Raw genomic sequence first — 15883 nt, forward strand, 5'->3', positions numbered from 1 at the left:
CCCATGGCACAGTCGTATTCCTTTGCTTCCATGCGGGTTCGCATGTATGAGCGGGACTTGATTGCGGATGGCCAGTGGAAACGCCTCCTTGCCAGCCAGGACCTGGACCAGGCCGTTCAGATCCTAAAGGAAACCCGCTACGGGGACCTTTTTGAGGGCCTGGACCATGCCGAAGACTTCGACCGGGTCCTTCGGGAAGAAGTTGCTAAACAAGCTAAGATGGTGGAAGACCTGGTGGAGGAGGATGACCTTGCGGCCTTTCTCTTCCTGAAATATGACATCCACAACCTCAAGGTCCTCATCAAAGAAGCCGGCCGGGAGGATGATCGGGAAGAGGGGGAAGACACTCTTTCTTCTCTCGCCTACCCCTTTGGTCACCTCTTCCTACCCGCTGTTAAAGAATGGATCCGGGAGCCCAACCGCAATCCCAAGCAGACCGACCTTCAAAAGGCAACGGCTGAGGGCTTGGAAGTATGGACAGAAAGCCAGGATGCGCAAGCCCTGGACCTGGTCCTGGACCGCTGGTATTTCCGAAGCCTCCACCATCTTTCGGAGACCCTGCCCGGCCAATTTTTCCGGGAAAGCATCCAAAAGATGGCCGATGGGACCAACATCCTTTCCTTTTTCCGGGCCAAGCGCCAGGGGCTTGCCAAAGACTTCCTGGCCAGGGTTTTGGTGGAGGGAGGGAAGATCCCCTATGAGGACTTCTTTAAGCTTTATGGATGGGACCAGGCCAATTACGGCCTTTTCTTCCAAAAGGCCAACTTGGGCCGGGACTTTGAAGAGGCCCTGAACCAATACCTGGAAAGCGGGGCCATCGCCGGCTTAGAAAGGGCAAAGGACCAGATCCAGCGTCAATCCGCTCTGGAAGCCTCCCGCTATCCGGAGGGACCTGAAGTTATTTATGGCTATATGAACAAGGTGGAAACCGAGGCCCAAAACCTCCGAATTCTTCTCAACGGAAAGCGGCTTTCTCTCCCTGAAGAAGAGATCAAGGAAAGGATGAGGACGAATGCATAAGGTAGCTGTCATCGGTGATCGCGGTTCGGTTCTCGCCTTCCGGGCCATCGGTGTGGACGTTTACACACCGGTGGGCGACGATGAAATCCGGCGGACGGTGGACCGTTTGGCCAAGCAGGACTATGGGGTCATCTATATGACCGAAGCCTATGCGGCCCGGATCCCCGAAACCATCGACCAATACAAGACACGGCCCATACCGGCCATTGTTTTTATTCCTAGTGCCCAAGGGTCCTTGGGTATCGGCATGCAGACCATCTCCGACAATGTGGAGAAGGCGGTCGGCATGGACATTTTTTAGAAGGGAGGAGACCCCTTGAAAAAAGGAACAATCACAAAAGTTTCCGGCCCCCTCGTGGAAGCGAAGGGGATGGAAGAAGCAAATATACAAGACGTTGTGGAGGTGGCCAACCTGGGGCTGATCGGCGAAATTATTGAAATGAATAAAGATGTCGCCTCCATCCAGGTTTATGAGGAGACTACCGGCGTCAGCCCCGGCGAGCCCGTTGTCTCGACCGGAAGCCCCCTTTCCGTCGAATTGGGCCCCGGCCTCATCGGACAGATCTATGATGGGATTCAGAGGCCTCTGGATGACCTGGCTGAAGGCGGGGATTTCCTGGAACGCGGTGTGTCCGCGGATGCCATCGACCACCAGAAAAAATGGGATTTCCAGGCCCGGCTTGACGTCGGCGCTGAGGTTATCGGAGGAGATATCATCGGTGTCGTCCAGGAAACGGAAGTGATCGAGCACCGGATCATGGTCCCACCCCTTCTGTCCGGAAAGATTACCAAGATCCAATCCGGCTCCTTCACCGTCCTGGATACGGTGGCCCAGCTGGAAGACAGCCAGGGCAAGGTCCACGACCTGAAGATGAGCCAGCGTTGGCCGGTCCGAACTCCGCGCCCTGTGGATAAGAAGATGGACCCTGTCCGTCCCCTGGTGACCGGTCAGCGGATCATCGACACCTTCTTCCCCGTCGCCAAGGGGGGGACGGCAGCCATCCCCGGACCCTTCGGATCCGGCAAGACCGTCATCCAGCACCAGCTGGCCAAGTGGGCGGATGCGGAAGTCATCATCTATGTCGGCTGCGGGGAGCGCGGCAACGAGATGACCGAGGTTCTGAACGAATTCCCCGAGATCATCGACCCCAACACCGGGAAATCCCTGATGCAGAAGGTGGTCTTGATCGCCAACACCTCCAATATGCCGGTGGCGGCTCGTGAAGCCTCCATCTACACCGGGATCACACTAGCGGAATACTACCGGGATATGGGCTACTCTGTCGCCATGATGGCGGACTCCACCTCCCGTTGGGCCGAGGCCCTTCGTGAGATGTCCGGCCGTCTGGAAGAGATGCCCGGTGATGAAGGCTACCCGGCCTACCTGGCCTCCCGTATCGCTTCATTCTACGAACGCTGCGGCATCGTAAACTGCCTGGGCTCCGACGACCGAAAAGGGTCGTTGACCGCAATCGGAGCCGTATCCCCTCCGGGAGGCGATATGTCCGAGCCGGTCACCCAGTCCACCCTCCGGATCACCAAGGTCTATTGGGGCTTGGACTACGACCTCTCCTATGCCCGTCATTTCCCGGCCATCAACTGGCTCAAGTCCTACTCCCTTTACCAGGAGAGCATGGACGACTACTTCAACCACAACGTTGCTGAGGACTTCTCCCGCTTACGGATCCAGGCCATGGCCCTTTTGACGGAAGAAAATGCCCTGAATGAAATTGTCCGCCTGGTCGGGATTGATTCCCTTTCCGCCCAAGACCAGCTCAAGCTCTTTACCGCCAAGTCCCTGCGAGAGGACTTCCTCCAGCAGAATGCCTTCGACGACATTGACACCTATTGCTCGGCGGAAAAGCAGTACTACATGCTCAAGACCATCCTCTACTTCCATGACCTGGCCAATGAGGCCCTGGACCATGGGGTCTATCTCAAGGAAATTGAGAAGATGGACATCCGTCCCCGGATCACCCGGATGCGCTACATTTCGGAGGATGACTTGGACCAGGTAAAGAACCTGTCCAAGGAAATGAAGGAAGAATTCGCTGCCCTCATCGCAGCAAGGGAGGTCCAGGATGCCTAGAGAATACCAAACCATTCAGGAAATCTCGGGACCCATTATGCTGGTCACGGGGATTGAAAATGCACACTATGAAGAGATGGTCGAGGTCCAGCTCCAGGATGGGACCCGACGCCGGGGCAAGGTTCTGGAGGTTTCTCAGGAATCCGTCCTGGTCCAGCTCTTTGAAGGATCCGCCGGAATCAACATGAAGGGGACCTCCTGTCGCTTCCTGGGGAAGCCCCAGGAATTGGGCGTTTCCCCGGATATGGTGGGCCGAGTCTTCAACGGAATGGGCGAACCCATCGATGACGGCCCGGATATCCTTCCTGAAAAGCGGTTGGATATCAACGGGTCGGCTATCAACCCTTACTCCCGCCTTTATCCGGAAGAATTCATCCAGACCGGGATTTCCGCCATCGACGGCCTGAACACCCTGGTCCGCGGTCAGAAGCTCCCTATCTTTTCCGGGAACGGCTTGCCCCACAACAACCTGGCTGCCCAGATTGCCCGCCAGGCCACCGTCCGGGGGACAGATGAAAAGTTCGCCGTCGTTTTCGCCGCTATGGGGATCACCTTTGAAGAGGCCCAGTACTTCATCAAAGACTTCACCCGGACCGGGGCCATCAACCGGGCGGTCCTCTTTATCAACCTGGCCAACGACCCCACCATCGAGCGAATTTCCACGCCGAGAATCGCCCTGACGGCAGCGGAGTACCTGGCATTCACCCAGGGTATGCACGTCCTGGTCATCATGACGGATATGACCAACTATGCCGAAGCCCTGCGCGAGGTTTCCGCCGCTCGTAAGGAAGTCCCCGGCCGACGGGGCTATCCGGGCTACCTTTACACCGACCTCTCCCAGCTCTATGAGCGGGCCGGTCGGATCAAGGGGAGAGAGGGGTCCATCACCCAGATCCCCATCCTCTCCATGCCCGAGGACGATATCACCCACCCCATCCCGGACCTGACCGGCTATATCACCGAGGGCCAGATCATCCTGTCCCGGGAGATTTATAACCGGGGAATCAACCCGCCCATCGACATCCTTCCTTCCCTGTCCCGTTTGAAGGACCAGGGGATTGGGGAAGGCAAGACCCGGGATGACCATGCCCAGACCATGAACCAGATCTACGCCGGCGTTGCCCGAGGCCGGAATGCCAAGGAACTCTCAACGATCCTGGGTGAATCCGCCTTGAGCGAGGCCGACCAGGCCTTTGCCCGCTTCTCCGATGCCTTTGATGACCGGTATGTCAACCAGGGCTTCCAGACCAACCGAACCATCGAAGAGACCCTGGACCTGGGTTGGGACCTTCTCAAAATCCTTCCCCGCGAAGAACTCAAGCGGATCAAGGATGCCACCCTGGAGAAGTACCTGGGCCCTGCCGAGGAGACCGGGGAGAAGGCAGAGAAATCCGAGCTTGACCAGGTTAATGCGGACGTCCAGGCATCCCAGCTCCAGTCCAAGGCAGAGGAGCTTGCGGCTGTATCTGGTAAAGGAGATGGGAAAGCCGAGGTGAAATAATGGCCAGGCTCAATGTCAATGCGACCCGCATGGTCATGGCCCAGCTCAAGACAAGGCTGGAGGTGTCCAAGCGGGGCTACAAACTCTTAAAAGACAAGCAGGACGAGCTCATGCGGCGCTTCATCCAGCTGGCCCGGGACAACCGGGCTATGCGGGAAGAGGTGGAAGCCGCCCTGGAAAAGTCCTTTGCCTCCTTCGCCATGGCCTCCGCTGTCATGAGTCCGGAGATGCTGGATAATGCCCTTTTGGCCTCCAAGCAGAGGATGATGGTGTCGGTGGATGTGGAAAATGTTATGTCCGTCCGGATCCCCACTTTCTCCTTCCACCGCCAAGGGCTGGAGGAAGGAAAAGAGGGGTCCACCACCCCCTACGGCTATGTCCAGACCTCTGCGGAGCTGGACTTGGCCCTGGAAGAGCTCAACCGGGTTATGGACAAGCTCCTTGAACTGACCCAGATGGAAAAGTCCGCCCAGCTCATGGCGGATGAGATTGAAGCTACCCGCCGTCGGGTCAATGCCCTCGAATACCGGACTATCCCTGACCTGGAGGAAACCATCACCTATATCCGGATGAAACTGGATGAGGAGGATCGGGCCACCATCACCCGCCTTCTGAAGATCAAGGACCTCATCTCCCAGGCCAAGGAGGAGGGAAGGGACGATATCACCGCCCGTCTCCAGACCAGCTCGGTGGAAGAGGGGGAAGAGGTTAAGGACAGAGCAAAGACCAAACCCAAGCCAAAGACCGAGTCGAAGCCTAAGCAGGCGGAGTCCTCACCCACCCTCTTGGAGGCCATGCAGACCGTGCTTGAGGAAATGAAGAATGATTGATGTCAATATGATAGCCTACGGCCAGGACGTCAAGGGCCAGGGGGTGGGGTCGGCCTATAACGAACTCGTCCAGCTATTAGAAAACTTTGCCGGGGACGAGATTCGCCTCCACTTCAATTCGGATAAGGGCTGCCGGATCAACCATGTCCATACGATCCACCCTCTTTGCTACACCCAGATGAAGACCTCCTCCCTGCCCAGCGTCATGCATGTCCACTTCCTGCCGGAGACCCTGGAGGGGTCCATCTCCCTTCCAGGCATCATCCAGCCCGGCTTCTTCAAGTACGTCCTCTCCATGTACCGGTCCGCCCAGGAACTGGTGGTGGTCAACCCCATTTTTATTGATCCCTTAGTCGATTATGGGATCGACCGGGACCGGATCACCTACCTTCCCAACGTGGTGGCCTCCAAGGACTTCCGTCCCCTTGACCGCCGTGACCTCAGGGATATCGGGGAAAAGTATGGGGTCGAGCCTGACCGCTTTACCGTGATCGGCGTGGGCCAGGTCCAGACCCGGAAGGGAGTCCTGGAATTCCTGAATATTGCCCGTGCCCTGCCGGATGTTCAATTCCTTTGGGCCGGGGGCTTCTCCTTCGGGGTTGTTACCGATGGCTACAAGGAGTTGAAGGAGGCTGTCGACAATCCCCCGGCGAATGCCAAATTCCTCGGCATTGTTGACCGGTCGGACATGAATGCCCTCTACAACCTCTCTGACCTCCTCCTCATGACTTCCTACAATGAACTCTTTCCCATGGCCATCCTGGAAGCCATCAATGCCGGCCTCCCTATCCTGGTTCGGGACTTGGATCTCTATCAGAAAATCTATTTCTCTGATTATCCCAGGGCCAAGGAGGATGAGGAGTTTGTTGACTGGATCCGTCGCCTGCGAGATAATCCCGAGGTCTACCGGAAGGCCAAGGAAGCGGCCCAAAAGATTCGGCAAGACTATTCTGAAGAATCCATCGCCCGCTTGTGGAAGGACTATTACCGGTGCTTCCTGGACCGTTGGTCCTAACGAGAAATGAAGAAAGCCGACTCCTAGGGGAGTCGGTTTTTTTATGGGACAGAGGTCGGTCTTTTTACAGGAATATGGCACGCTTATGGTACCCTCCGCCCCATATAATAGGACCAAGGAGGGGCTATGAAGTATGAAATTATCCGGAAAATAGGGAATGGAGGGGAGGGACAGGTTTACCTGGTCCGGGACCGGGTCCTGGATAAGACCTGGGCCATGAAGGTCGTTCCTTGGTCAGGGAAGAAGGGAGCCATGGAAGAAGGCCTTCCTTTTCCCATTCAAGTCATGAAGAAGTTTGACCACCCCCTCCTTCCCCGTCTGGTTGACCTCTTTTTCCGTCCTCCTTTCCTTTGCCTGGTTATGGACTATATTCCCGGAAGAAGCCTGGAGGACCTGGTTAAAGAGGAGGGACCCCAGGACCGGGAACTTGTTCTTTCCTGGGCCAAGGACCTCCTCTCTATTTTGTCCTACTTTCACCGTCAGGACCCGCCCGTCTACTACCAGGATTTGAAACCCGCCAATATCCTCCTGACCAAAGAGGGAACCATCAGGCTCATCGACTTTGGGGCCATCTTCAGCCCCCAAGGAGGAGGTCAAGGAGGGGGATTAAGGGGACAGGGGACCCCGGGCTATGCGGCTCCGGAACTCTATGGAGAAGGGGAAGTGGGTCCTTGGACCGACATCTACTCCCTGGGCATGACCCTCTCCTTCCTTTTAACCGGGAAGGATCCCGGATCAGGGGATTGCTTGTCTACCTCCGATAAAAAGGGGGATGACCCCCAGGGAAGGTTGGAGATGGTCATAGGCCGGGCGACACAAGCCCTTTCCCGAAACCGCTATCCCTCCGGCAAAGCTATGGCGGACGATTTGGAGGGGGGAGAAAGGAAAAGGAAGGCCGGGTGGAGGGGAGTCCTGGTCGGAGGTTTGGTCCTCCTTGCCTTTCTTTTCCTCATTCCCTGGGGATGGAGTGCCCATCAAAACTTTACTTATCGGAAGAAAATTCAAGCAGGCAGGGAGGAGGCTATTCTTGAGGCCATCCGGATGAAGCCGAACTGTCCGGAGGCCTATCGAGCCCTTCTGGATCTTTATCGGAAGGATGGGCGGTTGGATGACCGGGAGTCCCAGGTCCTGGAAATTCTTTCTCATTCCTATGCCAAGGAAGGAGGGGAAGACCTGGTCGCCCGCTTGAAAAAGCTTTCGGAAGAAGATGACTTGAGCATTTTTCAACAGGAACTTTTGGATTTTTGGAAAAAAGAGGAGGTTGGGCCCGGTGTGGAGGAAGGGGAATAGAGGGATGGGAAGAAAAATAAAGCTGATGTGCTTTCTTCTTATTTATTGCTGCCTTTTATCTCCGAGTTTTGTTTGGGCAAGAGAGCCGTCCCTTCCTCCTCCTGGGGCCTCTTTTGTAGAAAATTATGCCAAAAAAAGGGAGATAGGGGGCCGGGTCCACTACCTCTACACCCGTGCCCCAAAGATCCGCCTTTCCCTCCCCCCAGGCCCTTTTTCCTATGCCGGGGTGGATTTTTTGGCTACCAGCCTGGGGGAGGAGGGGGAAGAAAAAGAGAGTCATTTTGCCCTCCCCTTTGAGGGCTTCCATAAAGATGCCGGAGGGTTCTGGATTTATTTCTTGGACACAGGGGGCCTGGATTGGTCGGACCGGTCATGGACCTTTTCCTTCCGGACCCGTTCTGAAGAGGGGAGGACGTCAACATGGAAGAAGCTGGAGGGTTACCTGGACCTCGACCGGGAAGGGGGGAGGGCGGAAATCTTTTTTGACCCCAAGCCCCTGGGTCGAGAGGGAAGGACTTGGATTTTTGACCGGTCCTTCCGGATTACCATAAAGATTTGGGATGACCAGCCGGATTACCTCGATGATTTCCTTCCCCTGGAAAGGTGTGGTCCGGCAGTACGGAGGAAAGAAAGGATCCCCCTCCGTAAGTCGGGGGATGGGCATGAGGCGAACCTGGAGGCGGGAGAGGAAGGTCAAGGCATCCTGAATCTTTTTTTGGAGGATGGGGCCGGACGTCCCATCCCCGATCCGGAGACGGGGTCCGGGCCCATCCGAATTACCTACCGGATTGGGGTCGTGGAAGGCGGAGAGGCAGGTCAGGCTCGGGATCACAGTCGGGGGGAACCGGTGGACCTGCGGACAAGGACAAGGGCAGAGGAAAAAGAAAAAGAGAATCCCCCCAAGCCGGAGAGAGGGGAGATGGAGCAAGATAAAGATCGGAAAGAAGATATAATTCCTGCAGAACTTCCGCTCCAGTTGGGGAAAGGAGTCAAAATGGATTCCCAGGCTCCCCGAATTCTTCCCGTTCGAGGGCTGGATTTACCCTATCATTTTGAAAACCGCCTAGAGATTCAAGTGGACTTCCGGGATGGCGGGGGCCTCCGGGAAGTTCGGAGGATTCTGGATGGGGAAGAGACAGTCATTCCCTTGGAAGGAGAGAAAACTTACACCGATCGATTGATCCTCAGAGGGCGGAAAAAGCCCTACCGACTGGCCTACCGGGTCATGGACCAGGCCGGGAATGTGGCGGATACTCGCTCACCAACCTATCCGGGCAGACCCTTTTTTCAAGACCGGATCCTGGTCAGCCGGTCTCTCCTCTTGGCCTGGATCCAGCTCCCTGGCCTTTTTTGGGGCTCTCTTCTCTTGGCCTTGGCCGGGATAGGCAGCTATATTTACCTCCGTTTTAGGGATCTTCACAAATTCAACGCATAACTTTGCTAGGATACTTTGAATTGGTTATAATAAGAGTTGTGATAAAAGGAGGTTCTATGCGGATTGCCTGTATCGGTGATGCCCACTATTCAGCAATGCGTTGGCGCACCAAAGCCTTAAAAGATCAGAATGAGTTTTTTTACAATAAAATATTCGCCAGCCTTTTTGCACAGGAGGCTGATTTATACATCTCCCTGGGTGACCTGACCCATTTCGGTTCACGGAGCGAGTTCCGGGCAGTATACAAGATGATCAATAGCCACCGAAAGGAAAATCAGCGTTTTGAGAATGTTGTCGGCAACCATGACCTTCTGGTCCAGACCAAGGCATCCTACCAGTCGCTGACGGGCTCCAAGCTCTATTGGGCCGAGGACTATGAGGATGTCAAGCTGATTTTCATGGACACCAGCCGGGCCCTCCGTCCCGGAAAAAACTCCTCGTCCATCTCCTGGGAACAGCAGGAATTTGTCAAAAGGGAATTGGAGGAGGCGGGAGAAAAATTAGCCGTGATTTTTGCCCACCATCCCCCTGAGCGGATGATCTTCCGCAATGAGAAGGGGAGGGTAGATAAGAGCCTGAACCTTGAACAGATCCTGAGCCATAAGAAGGGCCGGGGGGTTGTCGTCAACGGCCACCTCCACAAGGACCGTTTTTATACCAGGGGAGATTGGGGCTTCCTCCAGTTTAATGACCTCTTGGATGAGCCCACGATCCGTTGCCTGAATATTAAGGATGGAAAGGTAACCATGTCGACGGTTTCCTTTACCCAGCATGAGATGGTTCATGCTACCCGAAATATCACCTTAGCCCTCCTGACCTTTCGCCGAGTAGACAACCCCTGGGAATTTGCCCGGGTTCGGGAGCTCACTCTCTCAACGCCCAACCAGGTTCCCATGACCGGTTGGACCATGGATTACCTGTCCACTTTGGATCCCGACCAAGCCAGGAGAAGAAGGTTTTAACCATATTTTGACTCTTTAGGGCCACTCATCAGAGTGGCTCTTTTTAGTGTGAAAATGTTTTCAGCCCATCCTTTTTCAGTTATAATGAAGAAGAAGCGTTCATAAAAAAACAAGGGAGGTATCGGGTTGAAGCTCCAACTTTTCTCTTATATCGACCAGGTTATTGAGTACAAAGAATCCTTGCGTTTTGAACTTGAAGAGGCTCAAAAGGCCATTGATGATCTTTTCACCTCGATTTTTTCTTCCAGGGATTGGTTCGTTAACTACAGTTCCCGGATCAAGGAGGATGATTCTCTGAAAGAAAAGATCATCCGCCAGGACTACTTCCGACGCTACCGGGAGCCCCAGGCCATGTTTCACCAGCTTTCGGACATCATCGGGAGTCGGATTGAATGCCGGTTCATCAACGATGAGGAAGTGGCCTACCAGGCCCTTTTTAAGCATTTTCCCTATCCGAATAATGGGGGTTTTTATCGGTCGGACCGGGATCCACGGATTGAACTCCGGCTGGGCGATGACCAGCCCAAGCAGCAGAAGAACGGCTTTTCTTCCTACCGGATTGACGGGCGATTTTTAGGCAGGACGGTCCTGAACTTTGAACTCCAGATCAAGTCCATCGTCAATGTCTTCTGGAATGAGATCGACCACAAGATCCTTTATAAGAACTATAACTATGTCGTCACAGAAGCCTTTGTCCGCCAAATCATGGCCTCCATCAAAGGGGACCTGGAACTCATTGACCGCCAGCTCCAGATGGTCTATGAGCACCTGACCAGCCTGGACCAGGCGGGGTCATGGTCCCCCAACCAGCAGTTGGAGTCCTTCATCGGCCGGACCATCCAGGACATCTATGTCATGCCCCTGAGAGAATCCTCCAACCTCTTCTTTGATTTCCGGGCTTCCACCGACCTTCTGACGGAATTTCTTTTTACCCGGGTCAAGTATGAATCCAAGGAGGGGATGGCCTCCGAATTCATCCGGATCCTGGAGGAGGCCAGCCGGGCCAAGCTCGACGAAGTCCGCTTTGGCTATACCCTGGACTTTGATCCGCCCATCGACTACCATTCCGACATTACCCGGGAGATGGGGGACCTCATCAACAAGGCGGTCAACGAGAACCTGGCTTGGAACTTTATGGTGGCCATCCTCTTCGACCTTAATCCCGACCAGAAGCAGCGGGAGATCTTCCGGACCTTTGTGGACTACATCTACTTCCGGATCATCCACTGCGTCCGGTCCACCTTCGAAGAAGAGGGGGCCAGTCCGGCCGACCATGAGGGCATCATTGACGAGATTTCCATGTTCTATATTCGCTATTCCATGGTTTACCCGGATGCCATCTACTTCACCTTGGAGGGTCTGGAGGACTTTAAGAAGGTCCTCCGCCACATGATCGATGTCTGGTTGACCCAGGGGGATTCGGAAGCGGTATTCCAGGTTTTCACGGAGGCCTATGCCTCCCAGGAGATAGAGGGTCGGTTAGGGGAGGTCGAAGACCTTCAGGCCCACCAGGAGAAAGGAGGAAGGGACCATGGCCATAACGATTAAAAACGTCACCATCGTGACGATGAACGCCAACCATGACATTCTTCAGGGAGCCCAGGTCCGGGTGGAGGATGGGCGGATTCAGGCGATTTCCGGGGAGAAAGACCTGGCCCTTCCGGGGGATGAGGTCATCGACGGGAGCGGCCAGGTGGTCCTTCCGGGTCTCATCAACGCCCACTGCCACGCCGCCATGTCCATTTTCCGAAACTACGGCAACGATGTGGACCTGGATACCTGGCTCAATGACTACATATGGCCTCTGGAGGCCCAATTGACACCCGAAGACATCCGGAAGGGGTCTCTCCTGGATATTGCAGAGATGATCTCTCATGGGATCACCTATTTTGTGGACATGTACTATGAGATGGACAAGGTGGCTCAGGCGGTCGAGGAAGGGGGGATCCGGGCCCTCCTGACGGAAGGGATGACGGCCAATGACTACCGGGCCTGCCTGGACCGGCAAGCGGGATTTTTTGACCGCTGGGATGGGAAGGCGGAGGGGCGGATCCGGACCGGTCTCTCCACCCATGCCGTCTATACCAATACGGAGGAGTCCATGGAGGCAGCCGTGGCCCTGGGAAAGGAATTGGGGGCCTGCCACCACATCCACCTCTCCGAGACGAAGAAAGAAGTGGAGGACTGCAGGGCACGTTTCGGGATGAGCCCGGTCGAGGTCTTCGACAAGATGGGCTATCTTAACAACAGGACCATCGCTGCCCACTGCGTCTGGCTGTCCGAGAGGGATATGGACATCCTGGCGGACCGGGGGGTCCACCCAGTCTACAATCCGGCCTCCAACATGAAGCTGGCCTCCGGCTTCATGCCCCTGGAGGGCCTTCTTTCCCGGGGGATCCCGGTGGCCATGGGAACGGACGGGGCGGCCTCCAACAACAGCCAGGACCTCTTCCGGGACATGACCATCGGATCCCTCATTCAAAAAGGCCGGTCCCTAGACCCCACGGCTGCCAGGGCTCGAACCATGCTGGAAATGGCCACGATCAACGGGGCTCGTGCTTTGGGCCAGGAGGAGGACCTGGGATCCATCGAAGTGGGGAAAATGGCCGACCTAATTATGATCGACTTCCGGGGGGTCGGGATGACCCCCATCCCGGATGATATTGAAGCCGCCCTGGTCTATTCCACTTCCGGAAGGGATGTCTCCCTGACCATGGTGGCCGGGAAGATCCTCTACCGGGACTACCGGTTTACTGAACTTGATGAAGAGAGAATCAAGGCGGACTGCCAGGACACCCTCCGCCTCCTCCGGGAAAGGAGGGCCCATGATGGAAGTGGGCATTGATCTTTGTCAGATTTCTCGAATAGAGAAGGCCATGTCCCGTCCCTCTTTTCTTGAAAAAATTTTGACGGAAGAAGAAAGGGAGGCCTTGGGTTCCCGTCTGCAACGACCGAAGACCATAGCCGGAATCTATGCCGCCAAGGAGGCGGTGATGAAGGTCCTGGGGACGGGCTTCGGCCCGGTCGGCTTCCAGGACATCCAAATTTTTCACAGCCCCAAGGGCCGGCCCCGGGTCAGCCTGCCCCCTAAGGCCCGGAAGATTATAGAAGATCGGGGTCTGGGGAAAGTCCGGGTCTCCATCAGCCATGAGGGGGACCTGGCCATAGCTACGGCGACGGGGGTGGAGGTCACGGTTTATGCGAAGGATAACTCGCCTTCTGCCCTCCACTTTGACCCGGAACTCAACCGGTCCTTCCTCCGGAGGGATAGGGCAGGCTATAAGGGTCAGTATGGTCGACTGGCTATCCTGGGTGGGTCCACCGGGATGGCAGGGGCCGTTTGCATGGCTGCCCAGGCGGCCCTCCGGTCGGGCACGGGCCTGGTTTATGTCGTGGTTCCGGAATCCATCAGCACGATCGTTCAGATCAAACTGACCGAAGCCATTGTCATCCCCGTCCCGGATGAGGGAAAGGGCTATTTCACCTCCGCCTCCTTGCCCGCCATTTTGGATAAGCAAGAGGGTTGGGACTGCCTGGCCATCGGGCCCGGTATGGGGCGGGAAAAAGAGAGTATAATCTGGTTTCAGGAGCTATTGCTGAAGGTGAACCGGCCAATGGTTTTGGATGCGGATGGCCTCTTTGCCCTGAGCCGGGATCCTGACCTCTTGGACCGGGTCAAGCCCCCCTTGGTCATCACCCCCCACGAAATGGAGATGGCCCGCCTCCTGGCCTGGAAAGTGGAACAAGTCCGGGGAGACCGGGAGCTTGCCGCCCGGACCTTTTCCGAGAGATATGGGGTCATCACCCTGTTGAAGGGGCCGGATACCCTCATCACCGACGGCAAGCATTTTTACACCAATACTACCGGTAACCCCGGTATGGCCACGGCGGGGTCAGGGGATGTCCTGACGGGCATCCTGGCCGGCTTTATTGCTCATGGCTACCCGCCCATCCTGGCCAGCCGGCTGGCACCCTACCTCCATGGTCTGGCCGGGGACCTGGCAGCGGAAGGCCTGACCCAGGAGGGGATGGTTGCCGGGGATATCATTGCCTTGATCCCATCCGCATTTTCCCGGATTGAGGCTTGGAAGGAGAAGGAAGGGGATGGCCATGCCCAAGATTAAACGGGGGGATATCTATTATGCCGACCTCAGCCCTGTGGTGGGGTCCGAGCAGGGGGGAATCCGGCCTGTGGTGATCCTCCAAAATGACATAGGAAACAAGTATTCCCCCACAACTATCGTCGCCGCCATCACCTCCCAGGTCAACAAGTCGAGGATGCCTACCCATGTCAGCGTGTCCGGCGAGGGGACGGACCTCCCCAAGAACTCGGTCGTCCTCCTGGAACAGGTCCGGACCATCGATAAGCAAAGACTGCAAAAAAAACTGGGCAAATTTGCCCCCTCCACCATGGAGGCCATCGGCCGGGCTTTGGACATTTCCCTGGCCCGGTCAAACCGCCTCCGCTAAGCCTTACATAAAGTTAGAAAAGGAAATCATATGATCACGTTAAAGACAGAAGATGCCATCCGGGGAATGAGGGAGTCGGGCAAGATCCTGACCAAGACCCACCACGCCATCCGAGAAGTTCTCCGGCCCGGCCTGACCACCATGGAACTCAACGACTTTGCCGAAGCCTTCATGCTTTATAAGGACGCCATTCCTGCCCAAAAGGGCTATTCAGGCTTTCCTTTCGCCCTTTGTACCTCGGTCAACGACGAAGTCTGCCATGGCTTCCCCAATGACCGCCCCCTCCGGGAAGGGGACATCCTCTCCGTGGACAATGTAGTGAATTATAAGGGCTATCTGTCGGATTCCTGTTGGTCCTATCCCATCGGCCAACTTTCCGACCAAGATCAGGATTTCTTCGATACCGCCAAGGAGGCCCTCATGGTGGGCCTGGCCCAAGTTCGTGTGGGCAACCACCTCAATGAGATTGGCAAGGCCATCCAGGCCTATGTAGAAGGCAAGGGCTATTCCGTGGTCAGAGAGTTCACCGGCCATGGGATCGGACGTGAAATGCACGAAGACCCCATGGTCCTCCATTATGACCAGGGATCCCGGGGTCCCCGGTTCAGGGAGCGGATGGTCATGACCATTGAGCCCATGATCAACATCGGCCACTGGAAGACCAAGATGGACGACAACGGCTGGACTGCCCGGACCATCGATGGTCAAAAATCCTGCCAATTCGAGCACACCTTCGCCGTCCGGGAAGATGGCCCGGAAATCCTCACCGACCAGGCCGATACTTCACTCAGCCCGGAAGAAAAGGAGTGGATTGCCGCCTATATCAGAGATAAGCGGCTCTTTGATTGAGGGTAGGGGACTTCATACCGCCCCAAATAGCGAAAACGGCCGAAAGGGCGGTATTTTTATTACCGCCCTTTTCATGAAATAGCCAAATAAGGCGGAAATACCAAACCACCCAATTTGCAAAATGGCTAAATGAGGCGGAAATACTACACCGCCCTATTCGCGAAATGACTCAATAAGGGGGACTACTCAAGCTGAATACAAATTTTTCTGATTTAACTTGACAAGAACACTCTTATTCCTTACACTATCTTAGTAACCCAATTTTTGAGGCCCTATGGTCAAGCGGTTAAGACATCGCCCTTTCACGGCGGTATCCCGGGTTCGAATCCCGGTAGGGTCATTTTGGGCGCTTAGCTCAGTTGGGAGAGCATCTGCCTTACAAGCAGGGGGTCGTAGGTTCGAGCCCTACAGTGCCCAAATCA

13 protein-coding genes, 2 tRNA genes and 1 pseudogene are annotated in these 15883 nt (G+C 55.7%); all 16 read left to right on the forward strand.

Annotated elements, in window-relative coordinates:
- The first annotated feature begins 3 nt into the window (after positions 1-3).
- Positions 4-1020 (forward strand): V-type ATPase subunit, encoded by a 1017-nt coding sequence (locus HGKM_RS03640; protein ID WP_019133992.1) that lies wholly within the window; start codon positions 4-6, stop codon positions 1018-1020.
- Positions 1013-1321 (forward strand): V-type ATP synthase subunit F, encoded by a 309-nt coding sequence (locus HGKM_RS03645; RefSeq protein ID WP_019133993.1) that lies wholly within the window; start codon positions 1013-1015, stop codon positions 1319-1321. Before HGKM_RS03640 ends, HGKM_RS03645 begins: the two co-directional genes overlap by 8 nt.
- Positions 1322-1336: 15 nt before the next feature.
- Positions 1337-3109 carry a V-type ATP synthase subunit A gene (locus HGKM_RS03650; RefSeq protein ID WP_019133994.1) on the forward strand — a complete coding sequence of 591 codons (1773 nt, stop codon included), beginning with the start codon at positions 1337-1339 and terminating at the stop codon, positions 3107-3109.
- Complete coding sequence (locus HGKM_RS03655; RefSeq protein WP_019133995.1) at positions 3102-4610, forward strand: V-type ATP synthase subunit B; 1509 nt, start codon at positions 3102-3104, stop codon at positions 4608-4610. The genes HGKM_RS03650 and HGKM_RS03655 overlap by 8 nt, the downstream gene beginning before the upstream one ends.
- Positions 4610-5251 (forward strand): annotated as a pseudogene (locus HGKM_RS03660) (V-type ATP synthase subunit D); the annotation flags it as partial. The gene HGKM_RS03655 and the pseudogene HGKM_RS03660, both read left to right, overlap by 1 nt.
- Before the next feature lie 181 nt (positions 5252-5432).
- Positions 5433-6455: a glycosyltransferase family 4 protein gene (locus HGKM_RS03665; RefSeq protein ID WP_019133997.1), complete on the forward strand. Its 1023-nt coding sequence runs from the start codon at positions 5433-5435 to the stop codon at positions 6453-6455.
- A 126-nt stretch (positions 6456-6581) separates the two neighbouring features.
- Positions 6582-7745, forward strand: a complete 1164-nt coding sequence (locus HGKM_RS08235) for a serine/threonine protein kinase (protein WP_019133998.1) — start codon at positions 6582-6584, stop codon at positions 7743-7745.
- A 235-nt stretch (positions 7746-7980) separates the two neighbouring features.
- On the forward strand, positions 7981-9180 hold the full coding sequence (locus HGKM_RS03675) for a hypothetical protein (RefSeq protein WP_154645914.1): 1200 nt from the start codon (positions 7981-7983) through the stop codon (positions 9178-9180).
- 56 nt (positions 9181-9236) lie between these two features.
- Positions 9237-10142: a metallophosphoesterase family protein gene (locus HGKM_RS03680; protein ID WP_019134000.1), complete on the forward strand. Its 906-nt coding sequence runs from the start codon at positions 9237-9239 to the stop codon at positions 10140-10142.
- A 126-nt stretch (positions 10143-10268) separates the two neighbouring features.
- Entirely contained in the window at positions 10269-11690 is a 1422-nt protein-coding gene (locus HGKM_RS03685; protein WP_019134001.1) for a GTP pyrophosphokinase, read from the forward strand.
- Positions 11674-12987 carry an amidohydrolase family protein gene (locus tag HGKM_RS03690; protein WP_019134002.1) on the forward strand — a complete coding sequence of 438 codons (1314 nt, stop codon included), beginning with the start codon at positions 11674-11676 and terminating at the stop codon, positions 12985-12987. Before HGKM_RS03685 ends, HGKM_RS03690 begins: the two co-directional genes overlap by 17 nt.
- The gene (locus HGKM_RS03695; RefSeq protein ID WP_019134003.1) at positions 12968-14266 is read left to right on the forward strand and encodes an NAD(P)H-hydrate dehydratase; all 1299 of its coding nucleotides are present in this window, start codon (positions 12968-12970) and stop codon (positions 14264-14266) included. Before HGKM_RS03690 ends, HGKM_RS03695 begins: the two co-directional genes overlap by 20 nt.
- Positions 14253-14612 (forward strand): type II toxin-antitoxin system PemK/MazF family toxin, encoded by a 360-nt coding sequence (locus tag HGKM_RS03700; protein WP_034579503.1) that lies wholly within the window; start codon positions 14253-14255, stop codon positions 14610-14612. The genes HGKM_RS03695 and HGKM_RS03700 overlap by 14 nt, the downstream gene beginning before the upstream one ends.
- Before the next feature lie 30 nt (positions 14613-14642).
- A complete protein-coding gene (map, locus tag HGKM_RS03705; protein ID WP_019134005.1) occupies positions 14643-15461 on the forward strand; it encodes a type I methionyl aminopeptidase in 819 nt (272 codons plus the stop codon).
- Between the two features lie 268 nt (positions 15462-15729).
- Positions 15730-15801: transfer RNA gene (locus HGKM_RS03710), tRNA-Glu, on the forward strand.
- A 4-nt stretch (positions 15802-15805) separates the two neighbouring features.
- A tRNA-Val gene (locus HGKM_RS03715) sits at positions 15806-15878 on the forward strand.
- Positions 15879-15883 lie beyond the last annotated feature (5 nt).

Origin of the sequence: Kallipyga massiliensis ph2 (assembly GCF_000311985.1) — a bacterium.
GTDB classification, from domain to species: domain Bacteria; phylum Bacillota; class Clostridia; order Tissierellales; family Peptoniphilaceae; genus Kallipyga; species Kallipyga massiliensis.

Coding starts and splice junctions, on each gene's coding strand:
- HGKM_RS03680 (WP_019134000.1), top strand. CDS start 9,237: ATGCGGATTGCCTGTATCGGTGATGCCCACTATTCAGCAATGCGTTGG.
- HGKM_RS03655 (WP_019133995.1), top strand. CDS start 3,102: ATGCCTAGAGAATACCAAACCATTCAGGAAATCTCGGGACCCATTATG.
- map (WP_019134005.1), top strand. CDS start 14,643: ATGATCACGTTAAAGACAGAAGATGCCATCCGGGGAATGAGGGAGTCG.
- HGKM_RS08235 (WP_019133998.1), top strand. CDS start 6,582: ATGAAGTATGAAATTATCCGGAAAATAGGGAATGGAGGGGAGGGACAG.
- HGKM_RS03690 (WP_019134002.1), top strand. CDS start 11,674: ATGGCCATAACGATTAAAAACGTCACCATCGTGACGATGAACGCCAAC.
- HGKM_RS03640 (WP_019133992.1), top strand. CDS start 4: ATGGCACAGTCGTATTCCTTTGCTTCCATGCGGGTTCGCATGTATGAG.
- HGKM_RS03665 (WP_019133997.1), top strand. CDS start 5,433: ATGATTGATGTCAATATGATAGCCTACGGCCAGGACGTCAAGGGCCAG.
- HGKM_RS03695 (WP_019134003.1), top strand. CDS start 12,968: ATGATGGAAGTGGGCATTGATCTTTGTCAGATTTCTCGAATAGAGAAG.
- HGKM_RS03700 (WP_034579503.1), top strand. CDS start 14,253: ATGCCCAAGATTAAACGGGGGGATATCTATTATGCCGACCTCAGCCCT.
- HGKM_RS03645 (WP_019133993.1), top strand. CDS start 1,013: ATGCATAAGGTAGCTGTCATCGGTGATCGCGGTTCGGTTCTCGCCTTC.